This is a genomic window from Leucogemmata humicola, assembly GCF_055379415.1.
Genome location: NZ_AP040875.1, coordinates 3,701,766 through 3,718,228, shown reverse-complemented (window position 1 = coordinate 3,718,228; position 16,463 = coordinate 3,701,766). Strand labels below are relative to the sequence as shown.

Annotated in this window: 11 protein-coding genes and 1 tRNA gene; 8 read left to right on the top strand and 4 right to left on the bottom strand. The window is 62.9% G+C overall.

Features of this window, described 5'->3' with window-relative positions; genetic code table 11:
- Nucleotides 1-22 precede the first annotated feature (22 nt).
- The 6 genes from AC6H4Z_RS15765 (at nt 23) to AC6H4Z_RS15740 (ending at nt 8,338) form a co-directional block, all read left to right on the top strand.
- Nucleotides 23-1,747: a tetratricopeptide repeat protein gene (locus AC6H4Z_RS15765; RefSeq protein ID WP_497542915.1), complete on the top strand. Its 1,725-nt coding sequence runs from the start codon at nt 23-25 to the stop codon at nt 1,745-1,747.
- A 5-nt stretch (nt 1,748-1,752) separates the two neighbouring features.
- Nucleotides 1,753-3,030 carry an asparagine synthetase B gene (locus AC6H4Z_RS15760; RefSeq protein WP_497542914.1) on the top strand — a complete coding sequence of 426 codons (1,278 nt, stop codon included), beginning with the start codon at nt 1,753-1,755 and terminating at the stop codon, nt 3,028-3,030.
- Nucleotides 3,031-3,154: 124 nt separating this feature from the next.
- Entirely contained in the window at nt 3,155-5,671 is a 2,517-nt protein-coding gene (locus tag AC6H4Z_RS15755; RefSeq protein WP_497542913.1) for a helicase C-terminal domain-containing protein, read from the top strand.
- Nucleotides 5,672-5,688: 17 nt separating this feature from the next.
- Nucleotides 5,689-6,303: a fumarylacetoacetate hydrolase family protein gene (locus AC6H4Z_RS15750; RefSeq protein ID WP_497542912.1), complete on the top strand. Its 615-nt coding sequence runs from the start codon at nt 5,689-5,691 to the stop codon at nt 6,301-6,303.
- Nucleotides 6,303-7,484: an aminotransferase class I/II-fold pyridoxal phosphate-dependent enzyme gene (locus tag AC6H4Z_RS15745; RefSeq protein ID WP_497542911.1), complete on the top strand. Its 1,182-nt coding sequence runs from the start codon at nt 6,303-6,305 to the stop codon at nt 7,482-7,484. Before AC6H4Z_RS15750 ends, AC6H4Z_RS15745 begins: the two co-directional genes overlap by 1 nt.
- Nucleotides 7,484-8,338 carry a hypothetical protein gene (locus tag AC6H4Z_RS15740; RefSeq protein WP_497542910.1) on the top strand — a complete coding sequence of 285 codons (855 nt, stop codon included), beginning with the start codon at nt 7,484-7,486 and terminating at the stop codon, nt 8,336-8,338. Before AC6H4Z_RS15745 ends, AC6H4Z_RS15740 begins: the two co-directional genes overlap by 1 nt.
- A gap of 3 nt (nt 8,339-8,341) precedes the next feature.
- Here AC6H4Z_RS15740 and lexA read toward each other — a convergent pair whose 3' ends face one another.
- The 3 genes from lexA to AC6H4Z_RS15725 form a co-directional block, all read right to left on the bottom strand.
- A complete protein-coding gene (gene lexA / locus AC6H4Z_RS15735) occupies nt 8,342-9,004 on the bottom strand; it encodes a transcriptional repressor LexA (protein WP_497542909.1) in 663 nt (220 codons plus the stop codon).
- A 112-nt stretch (nt 9,005-9,116) separates the two neighbouring features.
- Nucleotides 9,117-10,562, bottom strand: a complete 1,446-nt coding sequence (gene gltX / locus AC6H4Z_RS15730; RefSeq protein ID WP_497542908.1) for a glutamate--tRNA ligase — start codon at nt 10,560-10,562, stop codon at nt 9,117-9,119.
- 56 nt (nt 10,563-10,618) lie between these two features.
- Nucleotides 10,619-10,708 (bottom strand) — tRNA-Ser (locus AC6H4Z_RS15725).
- 133 nt (nt 10,709-10,841) lie between these two features.
- Here AC6H4Z_RS15725 and AC6H4Z_RS15720 point away from each other — a divergent pair.
- Both AC6H4Z_RS15720 and AC6H4Z_RS15715 read left to right on the top strand, forming a co-directional pair.
- Complete coding sequence (locus AC6H4Z_RS15720; protein WP_497542907.1) at nt 10,842-13,868, top strand: fused MFS/spermidine synthase; 3,027 nt, start codon at nt 10,842-10,844, stop codon at nt 13,866-13,868.
- A gap of 71 nt (nt 13,869-13,939) precedes the next feature.
- Entirely contained in the window at nt 13,940-15,853 is a 1,914-nt protein-coding gene (locus AC6H4Z_RS15715; RefSeq protein WP_497542906.1) for an ABC transporter ATP-binding protein, read from the top strand.
- 21 nt (nt 15,854-15,874) lie between these two features.
- On the opposite strand, the gene AC6H4Z_RS15710 is transcribed toward AC6H4Z_RS15715, so the two are convergent.
- The gene (locus AC6H4Z_RS15710) at nt 15,875-16,432 is read right to left on the bottom strand and encodes a hypothetical protein (RefSeq protein WP_497542905.1); all 558 of its coding nucleotides are present in this window, start codon (nt 16,430-16,432) and stop codon (nt 15,875-15,877) included.
- Nucleotides 16,433-16,463 lie beyond the last annotated feature (31 nt).

Sequence of the window (16,463 nt, the reverse complement as noted above, 5' to 3'; positions counted from 1 at the left end):
GGGGAAGGGCGGAGTGCGAAGCGTGGGAAAGCGTCGTGTCGTGCGACTCTGTTCGCTCTTCGCCGTCGTTCTCGCCTCCCGTTTCGCGCTTCCAGCGTCTCTCCGGGCACAAGCGCCAGCGGACACGATGGCCTTCTACAAGGCCCTCGATCTCGAGGCGGCGGGAAAATATCGCGACGCAGTACCGCTGTTTCGCACCGCGCTGCACACGTCGGCCGTCGTCAACGCACTGCTCGGGCTGGAGCGTGTTTACGCGGAGCTCGGTTGGTCGGATTCGCTCGTTACGTCGCTCGACACACTGATCGCGACGAATCCGCGCGAAGAGACCTTCCGCACCGTTCAGCTTCGGACGTTGCAAACGGCCAATCGACAGGCAGACCTTCGTAAGGCGTTCGAGGCGTGGATCCGCGACATGCCGGGAAGCGCGTCGCCGTTTCGTGAATACGCGCGGCTCCTCTTGCAGCGCAGCCAATCGGCCGCGGCCGATAGCATTCTCTTACGAGCACGCCAGTCGCTCGGGACAACGAAGGATCTGCAACTCGAGCTCGCGCAGACGCGCGCCGCACAGGGCCAGTGGATCGAATCGGCTCGTGCCTGGCGCGAAGCCCTTCGTAGCGCCGATTATCTCGAGCAAGCGGCGGCGTACGCGCTCGCGCCAACTCCATCGTCGTCGCGCGCGCAGATCCGGGAAGTGTTTCTCGCTGCACCAGTCGAGGTGCCGTCGCGCCGCGCGCTCGCCGAATTGGAAACCAGTTGGGGTTCACCAGGCGACGGTTGGAACGCCCTGAAGGATCTTCCGGTCGACAGCCTCAGCGCCGACGCGTGGTCGGAGTTTGCGAAGCGCGCCGAGAGCGAAGACCGCTGGGTCATCGCGCGCAACGCGCTCGAGTCGGCGCTCCGGTGGAAGCGAACGCCAGAGCTGTCGATCCGTGCTGCGACTGCCGCAATGAACTCGGGCGACGCTGGCGCCGCGTTGCGACTAGCTCCGCTGGCCGATGCCCGCGGTGATTCGGCAACGATTGCTCGAACGTATCTCCCGCTGCATGCACGCGCACTCGCGTCACTCGGCCGGCCGGCCGAAGCGGAGAAGCTCGTCGCGGCATATGATCGTTTTCTCGCGCCGGGTGCGCACAATTCGCTCACCCGTACGATCGCCTGGGGTTGGGTTCGCACCGGTGACATGGCGCGGGCTCGCGCCGCGCTTGCCGCAACTGGTGTGGAAGGTGACTCGAGTGACGCCGCTGGTTGGCTCGCGCTCTATGATGGGAATCTCAAGACAGCGCGCACGCTGCTACGCGGCGGGACCGAGGCGTCGCCCGAACTCGCGTCTGCACTCGGCCTGATTGCTCGGCTGAAAGTCGACAGTGCACCGGCGATCGGCAAAGCGTTCCTTGCCCTCGCGCGCGGTGACAGCGTTGGCGCAACGTCGCAGTTCGTTCAGGCGGCGGGGCAGACGCCGGTCGTTCGATCGCTGCTCCTACTGCTCGCTGCGCAGATTCAGGCAAATCTAAAGAACGAAACAGCCGCGGTCGCCCTCTGGACGCAGATTCTCGCGAAGGACGGCGAGACCCCCGAGGCACCGCAGGCCGAGCTCGAATGGTCACGGCTGCTCCGCAAGCGCGGCGATGCGTCAGGCGCCACGACGCATCTCGAGCACATGATTCTCACATATCCGCAGAGCGCTCTCGTGCCGCAGGCGCGTCGCGAGCTCGAGTTGGTCAAGAGCTCCATTCCTCCAACGCAGTGATCGCCGTGTCGATTTCTCGATTCGCGTGGCGCGTCGTCGTCGCCCTGATGCTCGTCGTTACGCCGACCGCATCGGTCGTCGCGCAGCGACTGCTCGTGCCAATGGACGACGCCCAGCAGAACCATCTCAAGGCGTACGGTCTGACGTACACAGCCATCAAGGCGGGTGCGTCGGCAGAATGGCTGCTGAACTACCGCGGCGGTTCGTTCCTCCTCGCCGACACGCCGGAGCTTCGCCGTCAGGCTGGCCTCGCGGGCATCAGCTACGAGGCGATCGACAACGGAAAGCTGAGTCAGATTCGCGCCGAGATCGCGGCGAACAACATGGAGGCGGTTCCGCTGGAAAAGGCTCCGAGGATCGCCGTGTACACGCCGCCCGACGCGCTGCCGTGGGACGACGCTGTAACGATCGCGCTGAAATATGCGGGCATCGAGTACACGCCGATCTACGACGACGAAGTCGAGCGCGGAGATCTCACGAAGTACGATTGGCTGCATCTGCATCACGAGGACTTCACCGGCCAGCTGAACAAGTTCTATCTCAGCTACCGCGACGCGCCCTGGTTCATCAACCTGCTGCAGAAGAACACGGCGACAGCCAAGCGTCTCGGCTTCGCCAACATGCCCGGCCTGAAAAAGGACGTCGCCAACAAGATTCGCGAGTTCGTCGATCGCGGAGGATTCCTGTTTGCGATGTGCGGTGCGACCGAAACGCTCGAGTTGGCAATCGCCGGCGCGAATGTCGACATCGCGCAGAGCTACATCGACGGTACGCCAATGGACCCTGACGCCGATCGCAAGATGGACTGGCGAAAGACCATGGCGTTCCACGACGCCCACCTCGAGCAGTCGCCCTTCGTCAATTCGATGAGCGACATCGACGGCCATCAGGTCAACGTACCCGGCCGCCGCCAACCTCTCGGCACGTTCACGCTTTTCAACTTCTCGGCGAAGTTCGATCCGGTTCCGTCGATGCTCGTGCAGAATCACCGCGCGGTGATCAACGACTTCTTCGGGGTGACGACGAGCTTCACGAAGGCAGTGCTCAAGCCGGGTGTCACGATCCTCGCGAATGAAGAAGGTGCACCGTGGGTGAAGTACATTCACGGCGATTATGGCAAGGGCACGTGGACGTATTACGGCGGCCACGACCCTGAGGACCCGCAGCACGCGATCGAGAATCCGCCCACGGACCTGTCCCTGTTCAAGAGTTCCCCGGGCTATCGGTTGATTCTGAACAACGTGCTGTTCCCGGCGGCGAAGAAGAAGCCTCTCAAGACGTGAGTAGGCGCTAGGCGCTGCGCGCTAGAGGTTCGGACTGGGGCGCGGCGATGCCGCGCCCTTTTTGATGGCCGTGCGACTGTTATGCTGCGCGCTACGGGCCATGTCAGTCACTAGATTTTCGGTCATGCCCCCGTCCGTCGCGGCGGATCCGTCCGCGCGCCTCAGTCCGAACGCTGCAACAGCCATCCGCGCGGCGATTCGCCTCGCTGGTGGGCGTGAGGTGTGCTTCGTCTGCACCATCGATGCGAGTGGCGTCGTGCAGACGGCTCGCGTCGTATCGCGCGGCGATGTGCGAAGCGTGCTGGCGCTGCCTGGGTTCGCGAGCCGCGGCGAGTTACTCGTGCACAACCATCCGTCCGGTCTGCTCGAGCCATCGGGACCGGACATGGAGATCGCCGCGCGAATCCATGACGACGGAATCGGATTCGCAATCGTCAACAACGCGGCGACCGAGCTCTATGTCGTCGTGGAAGTTCCGGCACGCGACGAGTTCAAGGCAATCGATCCAGCGCTGATCGATCGCGATCTCGGTCCGGACGGTGGAGTGGCGACCGAGCTCGCACGTTACGAGGATCGTCCGAGCCAGCGCGCAATGGCGGTGGAGATCGCGCGCCTGTACAACAATGGCGGCGTTGGGCTACTCGAGGCGGGAACGGGCGTAGGCAAATCGCTCGGCTATCTCGTTCCTGCGCTTCGTTGGGCGGGCGCGAACAACGAGCGAACGGTCGTGTCGACGAACACGATCAACCTCCAAGAGCAGCTCGTCGGAAAGGACCTGCCATTTCTCGCGAAGGCGCTTGGCGGTCAGAATGTGCGCTTTGCGCTGCTCAAGGGATGGCGCAATTACCTCTGTCTCGTGCGGCTCGAGCAGGCGCGCGGATCGGGAAACGCGTTGTTCGAGGACGGTGTGCAGGAGGAGCTCGACACCATCCGCGCCTGGGCCGAGCGTACGCGCGACGGATCGTTGAGCGATCTCACCACGGCGCCGCGGGCGGAGGTGTGGGACGAGGTAGCCGCAGAGCCAGATCTCTGTCAGCGTGCGCAGTGTCCGGCGTACAGCAAGTGCTTTCTGTTCAAAGCGCGTCGCGAGGCAGCGCAGGCCGACGTGATCGTGGTCAATCACCATTTGCTACTGTCCGATCTCGCGGTACGCCGCGCGTCGGGCAACTGGGGTGAGGCCGCGGTACTTCCCGCGTACACGCGACTGGTCGTCGACGAGGGGCATCATCTCGAGGATGCTGCGGCGACGCACCTTGGGACGACGGTCTCGCGCCGCTCGTTGCAGCGCGCGTTCAATCGCCTCGATCGGCGCGGACGCGGCCTGCTCACGGCACTCATCGCGCGACTTTCCATCTCCGACGATCTGCTCAGCACCGCGAGCCTCGATCTCGCGCAGACTCGGCTCGCTCCCGCCGTGCGCGCTGTGCGCGAAAAGAGCGCGTTTCTGTTCGATCTGCTCGAGATGTTCCTGCAGCAGAGCGGAGATAGCGTCGTCCGCCTCACCGACGACTTCGCCGAGCATCCGATTTGGAACGCTGGGCTGCGCCTTGCACTCGACGATACAGTCAAGGAGATCGAGCTGCTGGCCGATGGACTGCAGCTCGTTCGCGAGCGTTTAGAGAGTTCTGAACGCACCGACGACACTGTCATGCCGCTCATGAACGAAATGCGTTCGGTCACGCGACGCCTTCAGGTTGCCGGCGACGGACTGCGACGTGCGCTCGATCCCGGACGCGCCGAGGGAACGGTGCGTTGGATCGAGGCGCGCGGCCGTGATCGGGCGGCGAGTGTCTCGACGGTGCCGCTCGATCTCGCGCCCATCCTTCGCGAGGACCTGTTCAAGCGCGCAGCGACCACAGTGATCACGAGCGCCACGCTGGCGACGGACGGCCGCTTCGAGTTTCTCGCGTCGCGCCTCGGCCTCGACGATCCCGAGATCGCGCCGCGAACGGGAATCTTCCCGTCGCCGTTCAAGTATCGCGAGCAGGCCATTCTCGCGGTGCCAAGCGACATTCCAGCGCCCAACGTCGACGGTCCGAATCACTTTCGCGCGGTTGCGAAGATGACCGTCGAGATTGCCGATGCCGCCGACGGCGGAATGTTCGTGCTGTTCACGAGCCACCGCGATGTTCGAGCGATGGCCGAAGAACTCCGGGCACGTGGGTCGGATAGGCGCTGGCCGGTGCTCGTCCATGGCGACGAGAGTCGCGATGTGCTGCTCACGCGCTTTCGCGAAGCGGGGCGCGCGGTGCTGCTGGGAACGGCATCGTTCTGGGAGGGCGTGGACGTGCCGGGCGATGCGCTGAGGGCGCTGCTTATTGCCAAGCTCCCGTTCCGCGTTCCCACCGAGCCCATCACCGCCGCGCACTGCGAGGCGATCGCAGCCCGGGGCGGCGACTCGTTCCGCGAGTACATGCTTCCACACGCCGCGCTCCGGCTCAAACAGGGCTTCGGCCGCCTGATTCGCACGAGCGCCGATCGTGGTATAGTGGTGATCGCCGATCCGCGGGTGGTTACCAAGAATTACGGCCGCCAGCTCATCGCTGGGTTGCCACCTGCGCGTAGGATCGTTGGACGCTGGGACACGCTGATTCCGCAGATCCGGGCGTTCTACAGTCCGCCTCTCGACCTACAACCCTAGACCCTGAACCCTGGGATATGTCAAAGCCTGGAAAGATTGTTTGCGTCGGTCGTAACTACCGAGATCACGCGAAGGAAATGGGGAATGACGTTCCTGCTGAGCCGCTAATCTTTCTTAAGCCGCCCTCCAGTGTGGTCGCGAACGGCGAGGCCGTCATTTTGCCCCCTCAGTCGTCCCAGGTAGAGCATGAAGGGGAAATCGGTGTCGTCATCGGTCGGACGCTGCGGCGCGTAACCAGTGAAGAGGCTCGCGCTGGGATCCAAAGTATCGTGGCGGCGAACGACGTGACCGCCCGCGATTTGCAACGTTCTGACTCGCAATGGACTCGTGCCAAAGGGTTTGACACGTTCTGTCCGCTTGGCGAACCGGCTGCGCCACCGGCCGATCTGGACTCGCTGACGGTAGTAACCAGAGTCAACGGTGTTGAGCGTCAGCGCGGGAAGGGGAGTGATATGGTTTTCTCGATTCCGGACGTCCTCGCCTACATCTCGAACGTCATGACGCTCGAACCAGGCGATCTCGTGCTCACTGGAAGTCCTGCCGGTGTGGGGAAACTCTCTGCTGGGGACGAGGTAGAAGTAGAAGTGCTCGGGCTAAGCCGGGTGCGTAACCCTGTCACCCTGAACGCCTAGTGCCAAAGCTGGCCGGTCGGTTCCAGACGCTTCCGGAATATCCGCTCGCCGCTATCCCGCAAAAGAAACGGGATCTGGCGGCCCGGGGCGTCGACGTGATCGACCTCGGCGCGGGTGACGCTGACCTCGCGCCGCCGCCCAAGGCCGTCGAGGCGCTAACGAAAGCGGTGCAAACGCCGTCGATGAGCCGGTACGGTTTCGGGCTCGGGCTGGTGCCGTTTCGAGAGGCCGTGTCGGCGTGGATGCACAAGCGCTTCGGCTTCACCGTCAATCCGATCACCGAGATCGTTCCGCTCATCGGCTCGAAGGAAGGGATTTCGCACCTCGCGCTCGCGTACATGGAGCCCGGACGGGTCGCGATCATTCCCGAGCCGGGGTACAACGCGTATCAAGGCGGCAGTCTGCTCGCCAGCGGGGAGCCGTATCGCTACGCGCTTCGTCCGCGGACGGACTTCCTCGTGGATCTCGACGAGATTCCGCGCGAGACGCTCGAGCGCACAAGCATTCTGTATCTGAACTATCCGAATAATCCGACGGCGGCCATTGCGCCCAAGGACTATCTCGAGCGCATCGTGGCTCGTTGCCGTGAGCTGGACATTCTGCTCGTGTACGACAATGCGTACTCCGAGTTGGCGTTCGACGGCTATGTGCCGCCGAGCATCTTCGAGATCGACGGAGCGCGTGACGTTGCGATCGAATTCCACTCGCTGTCAAAGACGTACAACATGACGGGATGGCGCTGCGGCTGGGCCGTTGCGTCGCCGGAAATCGCGTCCGTTCTCACGCGCGTGAAGTCGTTCACCGACACGGGTCAGTTCATGGCCGTACAGGCCGCCGGAGTTGCCGCGCTCGAGAGCTACGACGAGTTTCTGCCGGGCAATCTCGCAACGTTCAAGGCGCGTCGGGACGCGGCTGTTACGGCGTTTCGCGCCGCCGGCTTCTCCTGCGACGTGCCGCGCGCAACGATGTACCTGTGGATCGCCCTCCCCGAGGGTGTTCCGAGCGCCCTGTTCGCCGAGCGACTGCTCGAGGACGAGGGAGTGGTCGTGATGCCAGGATCTGGATTTGGGGCTGGCGGCGAAGGCTTTTTCCGTATCTCGTTCATTACGTCGCCGGAGCGAATTGCCGAAGCGGCTACACGGGCGGGGCGGGTGCTGGCGTCGATGGCAGTGGAGGTCTGATGAAGGCAACGCTGTACGAGAAGCGACCAGCAGAACGCAAATCGATTGCGATTTCGGTCGCGCTCCATGCGGTGGCCATCGCGCTCATTGCGTCGATCACCTTCCGCTATCCGATGTCGGCGTTCTTCGGACGCGACAAGGATCGCACGCCCACCGAGCGTGTGCAGTACGTACAGACCATGCCTCAGCCGCGCGCGAAGCTCGGCGATGGAACGCCCGAGAAGAAGAAGCCCAAGAAGGCGGAGAAGCCACTCGAACCCGCAGCGCTGCTTCCGCCGACGGTAATTCCAACGACGTTGCCGCCGGTGCCGCCGCCCGCAACGAATCCGGGTACGACGAATGGAACGGGAACCGGTTCCGGCGGTTCTCCCACAGGCGTTGCGACTGGCGTCGAACCGGCGCTGCCAGATCCGCGCATCGAACTGCATCCGAATACGCTGCGCGTTCCGATCTCCACCGCGGAGCGCAACGACAGCGCGGTGAAGGCGATCTTCCAGACGTATCGCGACGCCGAGTTGGCCGCTGAGGCGAACCGTGGAAAGAGTCCGCGCGACTGGACGATCGAGCGCAACGGCGGCAAGTACGGTCTCGATTCGCAGTACATCTACCTCGGCAAGTTCAAGCTGCCGTCGGCGATCCTCGCTGCACTTCCGTTCAATTACGCCGGCGTTGACGGAAATCGAATCATTCAGGGACGCAATGCGACCTGGATTCAGAACGACATCTACTCACACGCCCAAGGGTTGAGCGAGGATGACTTCCGCGCTGCGGTGAAGCGCATTCGCGAACGAAAGGATCGCGAACGAAAGCAGGCCGAGGAGAAGGGAACGAAGCCAACGCCGATCGTTCCCTGACGATCAGCTGAGCGGCAGATCCTCGAGCGGGAGCGTCGGAGCTGGCTCCTGCTCCCAGTACGGACGGAACACTCCGCACACTACTCCGAGAATCGCGAAGTCGTCGCGCGGGCCAACTTCAATGGCACGCTCTGCGTCGCTCGCTGCTTCGAGCACGATCGTCGAGCCGCGATGTGTAAGCGTTTTGACAGTCGCTTCATCGCCAAGTCGAGCCGCGACGATGTCGCCGTCCTTCGCGCGCGCTGATGGCGTGATCATCACATAGTCGCCGTCGAAGATGCCGCGACCCGTCATGCTTTCGCCCTTCACCTTCAGCATGAACACGTCGTCGCCGGGAAGAAAGCGACGATCGACGGTGACGAAGCCATGACGATGTTCCGCCAACAGTGCCGGCTCTCCGGCGTGGATTCGTCCGTAGTATGGGATGGGTTGCGTCGCGCCAGCCGCGGCGAATCCCAACAGACGTACGCCGCGAGAACGTGATTCATCGCGTTCGATGAATCCTTTGTTCTCCAGCGCATGAAGCAAGTCGGACACAGTCTTTGTCGACTTGATTCGGAACTTCCGCGCAATCTCGCGGATGCTCGGCTGATATGTATTCTCAGCGAGAAAGTCTATCATGTAGTGATAGACTCGTCGTTCGAGCTGCGTGAGTGGCTCCGACATGGGCCCCCTTCACCGTGCGAGGTAATCAGGTGTTTTCAATTTGCTGAAAACCCTGCGTGTCCTCAGTCGCGCCTAATGTATTGTGCTCTAATGCGAACGGTCAACGCCGAGACTAAATCTCGCTGGTGAGATAACGCACGGCGCGGTTGATTCGTTCCAGAGACCGCTCGCGTCCTAGCAGTTTCAGAACATCGAAAATGCCGGGACTCGCCGCCGATCCGGTAAGTGCAACGCGCAGCGGTTGGAAGATCGCACCCGTCGAGAAACCCTTCGCCTCTGCGAGCGCGCGCAACGACGTCTCCATCACGTCCGGCTCCCACGTGTCGAGTGCGGCAAGCGCGTCGTGCGTGGCCGAGAGCGCGTCGCGGCTGCGGTCGCGGTCCTTCCACTGCTTCGCGACTGCCTGCGGATCGTACTCCATGTCGGCGCGCAGATACGGTGTTGCCTGTCGCACGATTTCGTCGGTGGTGCGCGCGCGCACCTTGAGGAGATCGAGTAGCGAGAAATACCACGCCTCTCGTTCAGCGAGCTCTGCCTCAGTAGCGAGCCCTGCCGTGACGATCTCGCGCGTCACGAGTGGAGCGAGCTCTGCCGCACTCATTGCCGCGAGATGCTGCCCGTTCATCCACTCGAGCTTCTTCGTATCGAAGATCGCGGCGTTCTTCGAGAGCGCATCACTCGAGAACAGCTCGATCATCTGCGGCACCGTCATTACTTCGATGTCGTTGCCCGGCGACCAACCGAGCAGCGCGAGAAAGTTGAGCATCGCGCGCGACAGAATTCCCATATGCTGATAGTCGCCAACCGCCGTCGCGCCGTGTCGCTTGCTCAACTTCTTTCCATCCATGCCGTGAATCATCGGGAGATGCGCGAACTGCGGTAGCGTCGCCCCCAACGCTTGATACAGGAGAATCTGTTTCGGCGTATTCGAAATGTGATCGTCGCCACGCATCACGAGTGTGATGCGCATGGCGATGTCGTCCGACACGACAGCGAGATTGTAGATCGGCGTCGCATCGGAACGAAGAATGATGAAATCACCCTCGCCGATGTCCTTGTTCGGAAACGTGATCGTGCCGTGCACGAGATCCGTCCACGACGTCTCGCCCTCGGGCATGCTGAACCGAATGACGAACGGCATGCCCGCGCTCACGCGGCGCTCGATCTCCTCCTTTGGAAGACGCGCGCATCGTCGATCGTACTTGAACGCCTCTCCGCGCGCCTCTGCATCCTTGCGTTGCTGATCGAGCTCCGCCGCGGTGCAGAAGCATCGATACGCGCGGCCGGCGTCGAGCAGCCGGCGCGCATCGTCTTGATGCCGTGCGAGGTTCGCTCCTTGAAAGACGACCTCCTCGTCCCACAGGAGTCCGAGCCACTCCATGCCTTCGAAGATGGCGTGCGTGCTCTCGTCGGTGCTGCGCGCCTTGTCGGTGTCCTCGACGCGAAGGAGGAATTGGCCGCCGTATTTCTTGACGAAGAGCCAATTGAGCAGCGCCGTTCTAGCGCCGCCGACGTGGAGGTAGCCCGTAGGGGAGGGGGCGAATCGGAGACGATGCATAAAGAGAATTTATCAGCCCAAAGCACAAGAGCCCGCCGGGTGGCGGGCTCTGTGAACGGGAGAGGAGGGATTCGAACCCTCGATACGGCTTTTGACCGTATAACGGTTTAGCAAACCGCCGCCTTCAGCCTCTCGGCCACCCCCCCTAGGAACGACGACGACGTACGTATCCTAAGATAGCGAAATCACCCGGAAAGTCACTAGGACGCCCGCCGGACTCGGTGAATCCCGCTGGGGCAACATGTGTTACGCCCCCTTCTCGGTACGAGTCGAGAAGGCATGCTTGCCATCCTATACGCGGTCTTCGTCCTTTCTGGCGCCGCCGGACTGATTTACGAGTCCATCTGGACGCGGTACCTGGGACTTTTCGTCGGCCATAGCGCGTACGCCCAGGTCATCGTCCTCGTGATCTTTCTCGGAGGCATGTCCCTCGGTGCGCTGGTCGTGGGCCGGCTCACCGAACGCCTGAAACGACCGCTGTTCTGGTACGCGGTCGTCGAGCTGGCGACTGGCGTGATTGGTCTCGTGTTTCACGACGTCTTCGTCGCCGTGACCAACGTTGCGTACGCCAGCGTCTTTCCGACGATAGGGCTTGGCGTGGCTCAGACGATCGCCAAGTGGGTGATCGCCAGCCTGTTGATTCTGCCTCAGTCCATTCTGCTCGGCATGACGTTCCCGCTCATGAGCGCGGGCGTCGTGCGCCGGATTCCCGAGCGCGCCGGCAATGCACTCGCGATGCTGTATTTCGCCAACAGCGTGGGCGCGGCGGGCGGCGTGCTCGTTGCCGGGTTCTGGCTTGTTTCGATGGCTGGTTTGCCAGGAACGCTTCTCGTCGCGGCAATGATCAATGTCGTCGTCGCTGCGATCGTCGTTGTCGCGATCAAGTCGCGCAATGAGGCTGAGCCAGAAGCAGTCGCCGTCGTGGCGACAGATCGTCAAATCTCTGGGCTGTCGCGACCGAAGCTGTGGCGGTTGTTGCTCGCGGTAAGCTTTGGCACCGCGCTGTCGAGTTTCATTTATGAAATCGGCTGGATTCGTATGCTCGCGCTCGTGCTTGGCAGCGCCACGCATTCGTTCGAGCTCATGCTGTCGGCGTTCATTCTCGGCCTATCGCTCGGTGCGCTGTGGGTCCGCCGCCGCGCCGATACGAGTGCAGACTCGCTTCGCTTTCTCGGCTATGTGCAGCTCGCCATGGGTTCGTTGGCGATCGCGACGCTGCCAGTGTATCTCGCGTCGTTCAATTGGATGGCTGATCTCATGGCGGCCTTCGCGAAAACGTCGCAGGGCTACGTGTTGTTCAGCATTGGCCGCTATGCACTCTGTCTCGCTGTCATGCTCCCGGCTACGTTTTGCGCCGGCATGACGCTGCCGCTCATCACCCGTGTTTTGGTGGGCGGCGGTGTCGGCGAGCGCGCGATCGGTCAAGTGTACGGAGTGAACACGTTCGGGTCGATCGTCGGCGCTGGATTGGCTGGCCTCGTGTTGCTGCCGTTGCTCGGCCTCAAGGGATTGTTGATCGCAGGCGCATCGGTGGACATCGCCCTCGGCATCGCACTGCTCGTGTCGGAATGGAAGTCGATTGCGTCATCGCGCCAGGTGTGGCGTATTCCACAGATCGCCGCCGTTGTCGCACTCGCTGGGTTGGTCGTGGTTACTGCCATCCGATCGCAGTTTGATCAAACGCTCATGACGAGCGGCGTGTATCGATACGGCACCGCACAGTCGCCAGGCTCACGACGAGTGCTGTTCTACAAGGACGGCCGTACTGCCACCGTGAGCGTGCGTCGTATTCCCGGTACCGGCGGTTTGACGCTCGGCACCAACGGAAAACCTGACGCATCGCTTGGACCCGAGTGGCTCAACGCCAGTTCGGACGCGCCGCGCGGGCCGTTCACGCACGATGCACCAACGCAGCTGTTCGTTCCGCTCGTTGCGCTCGCGCACATCCCACAGGCGCGCGAAGCGGCGGTGATCGGTCACGGATCTGGCATGACGTCGCACGCGCTGCTCGCGAGTTCGGCGTTGAAGCATGTCGTGACGATCGAGATCGAGCCGCAGATGATTGAGGCGTCGCGTGCATTCTATCCTGCCAATGCGCGCGCGTTCGACGACAGGCGGTCCGAATTTGCGATCGACGACGCTCGCGCTTACTTCGCGACGCGCGCCAAGAAGTTCGATCTCATCGTGTCCGAGCCATCCAATCCGTGGGTCTCGGGCGTGTCTGGACTGTTCACGACGGAGTTCTACGGTCGCATCAAGACGTACCTCACGCCGAACGGCGTATTTGCGCAGTGGCTTCACCTCTACGAGATCGACGACGGCCTCGTGCTCGGCGTCGTTGCCGCGCTGTCGCAGCACTTTCCGACCTATTCGATCTTTCAGATATCGACGAAAGACATTCTGATCGTCGCCACGGCGCAGCCCACGCTGCCCGAGCCGGATTGGTCGGTGTTCGACTATCCGTCGCTCGCCGGCGATCTCAAACACGTCTGGCCGGTGACAGCAAAGACGATGGAGACGCTGCGCGTTGCGGATCAGCGCTCACTGTCGCCGCTCGTGCGCCTATCCGGTGTGCCCAACTCTGATTTCTATCCGACGCTCGACTTGAATGCCGAGCGAACCCGATACATGAAGAGCGAAGCGGTCGGTTTCTCTGGGCTCGCAGCCGGACGCGTCAACTTCGCCGCCATGGTGGACGGACGTCGCAATGGCCTTGGTGATTCGTATGCGATCGTGAACGGTGTGGCGCGTTTGCAATCGATGGCCGTGGCCGCTGCGCTGAGGAATGGTGACACGCGCGCGGGTTCGACGGTTGGCCTGATCTCGGCGCGACGTCAGATGTTGGACGCCGAGATGGCGTCGGGCCGTGCACCAATGGATTGGCACGTCTGGGTGCAGTCTGCCGCGTACATCGAAGACGGCTTGCACGGGGGCATGGCGGGCGTCGTCGACTCGGCGTTCTACGCGTCGCTTCGCGCCTATCTCGCCAAGACCAAGCCGCCGGTCGAAGCGCGCGCGGCAATCGACTTCCTGCACGGCCTGGGTTCGTGGGATTTTGCGGAAGCGTCACGCGCCGCAGATCCGTTGCTCGCCGCGGCGGCTTCCGGCGACACGTGGCTCGATGCCGACATGTTGCGCGACGGTGCAGTGATGGCCAAGCTTGCGACGGGCGATCGTCGCGCGGCTCGCGATGCGTTCAAGCTGTTGATTCCGCAATCGACGCGAACCAACACGGACCTTCGGACGCGCCTTTTGTACGCCTATATCGCTGATACGACCGACGCGCGCGTAGTCGCCGCTAGATAGCGGCGACCACGACAGCACTGAGCGCTTCGAGGGCCGTCGGCACCCAGGGCTGAGCCTCGCTTTATTTAGGTATGGCACACCCGATGGTCCATGCGCGCGGCGGTATGCGACCTGGCATGCGTGATCCGAACGCCAAGCGTCCGCCGCTCCGCGAACGCCTCGTCGCGATGCGAGTCGTACCGCGCCTGATTCGCCTCGTCTGGGAGACGAAGCCGTCGTACGCGGCGACGATGATTGCGCTGCGATTCGTGCGCTCGGTCGTGCCAGTGGCGAACCTGTGGGTCGCCAAACTGATTATCGACGAGATCCTGCGTCTCGCGCGCGGCGGAGGCTCCTCGGAGCATCTCTGGCTGCTCGTCGCATTCGAGATGGGAACCGTGGTGGGCGGAGAACTCCTCGCCCGCGCATCCGGGCTGGTCGAGGGTCTGCTCGGCGACCTGTTCACGAATCGGATCAGCATCCGAATCATGGAGCACGCTGCCACGCTCGACCTCCATCAGTTCGAGGATCCGAAGTTCTACGACCATCTCGAGCGAGCAAGGCAGGGTACGAGCGGCCGAGTCGCTCTTCTCACGCAATTGCTCGGCATGGGCCAGAGCGCGCTGACACTCGCGTCGTTGAGCGTCGCGCTCGCCGCGCAGGCACCCTGGCTCTTGGTGCTGCTCGTCGTCGCCGTACTCCCGAGCTTCATTGGCGAGACGCACTTTGCCGGTCTCTCGTACTCGCTGCTCTTCCGCTGGACGCCGCAGCGGCGACAGCTCGACTACGTGCGCTACGTTGGCGCCAGCGATCGAACGGCCAAGGAGGTACAGCTCTTCGGGCTCGCCCCCTGGCTGATCTCGCGGTACAAGACGCTGTCCGATCGATTCTACGCCGAGAACCGATCGCTTTCCGTGAAGAAGGCGTTCGTCAGCTCGGGGCTGTCGCTCATCGGCACGCTCGGCTACTACGGCGCGTACGTCGTGGTGCTCGTACGGACGATCAGCGGCGCCATTTCGCTTGGCACGTTGACGTTTCTCGCGGCGTCGTTCCGGCAGAGTCGCGACCTCATTCAAGGTTTGCTCATGTCGGCGAGCGGGATCTACGAGCAGAGCCTGTACATCAAGGATCTGTTTGCGTTCTTCGACATGCAGCCGACGATCCACAGCGCACCGAATGCGCGTGCAGTACCTTCGCCCATTCGCGACGGGTTCGTGTTCGAGGACGTCGGCTTCAAGTATCCAGGGAGCGAGCGGTGGGCAGTGCGCCACCTGAGCTTTGTGCTACATCCCGGAGAGCGCGTTGCGCTCGTTGGCGAGAACGGTGCGGGCAAGACGACCCTGACCAAACTCATCGCGCGACTGTACGATCCCAGCGAAGGTCGGATCCTGCTCGACGGCATTGATCTCCGCGAGTACGATCTCGAGCAGGTGCGCCGCGCGATCGGCGTGATCTTTCAGGACTTCGTACGCTACGACATGCGCTTCGACGAGAATGTTGGCGTTGGCGAAGTCGACGAGGTGCGCGAGTACCTCGATACGCCGCCCGCGACCAGCGGAGATGCGCCGGCGCAACTCCCGCCGGAAGTCATCGCGAGCGCAGCGGAGAAGTCGCTTGCTGCGTCGCTCCTTCCGCGCCTGCCCGGATCGTATCGACAGATGCTTGGGCGTCGCTTCGACGACGGCGTCGATCTGTCGGGTGGGGAATGGCAGAAGGTCGCCCTCGCACGCGCGTACATGCGCGATGCGCAACTCCTGATTCTCGACGAGCCCACGGCGGCGCTCGATGCGCGCGCCGAGTATGACGTGTTCGTGCGCTTCAACGCACTGATGGCGGGGAGAATGGCGCTCGTGATCTCGCACCGTTTCTCAACTGTCCGCATGGCGGACCGCATCATCGTCCTGAAAGACGGCGAGATCGTGGAGCAGGGCACTCACGACGATCTCGCGAAGGCCGGCGGTCTCTACGCCGAACTATTCAGCATGCAGGCCGCCGGATATCGATAGAGGCGGCCTGCATGCGCGCGGTCAGTCGTGCGGCCGCTCGCCGCCACGCCGATCGCCGCTCGAGCCTCGGAGTTTCTGGCTCACGGTCTTTTGCCCTTCTTCGCGCTGCTTGGCGATCATCTCGTTCGCCTTGGTTTGTTGTTCAGCGTCCAGAGTGGCTACGGCGTCCTTTGCGGCATCGTCGTAGTTGGTGTAAATGCCGTCGAGCGTCTTCGCCATCGTCGGCATCGCGTTATTCGCTCGGGCGCGGTCCTGATCAGACGTACCGGGGCGCATTTCGCCGACGAGGGAGTCCACGGCCTTGAAGAGAGGCGCGTTCTTCTCCTTCAGCGTATTCTCGGCGGTCTTGAGCGACGCCTGCTGAGCATCGGTGAGCTCGAGGTCCTTGCGCTTATCGATGATGAGCTTGAGAGGATTCATATCCTCGAGGTCGCGCACGCGAAGCGCAGGCCCCTTCGGCATTTCCGTTTTGTCGAACAGCTCTGATTTCTTGGTTGCTTCCGAGCGGCCGCCGCGCTGAGCGATGGCGACGGACGGAAGGATGACGAGGCTCGTGACGAGCGCGAGTTGGCGAATCATGTGGGGCTCCGGGTACGGTGGCGCGGCAGGC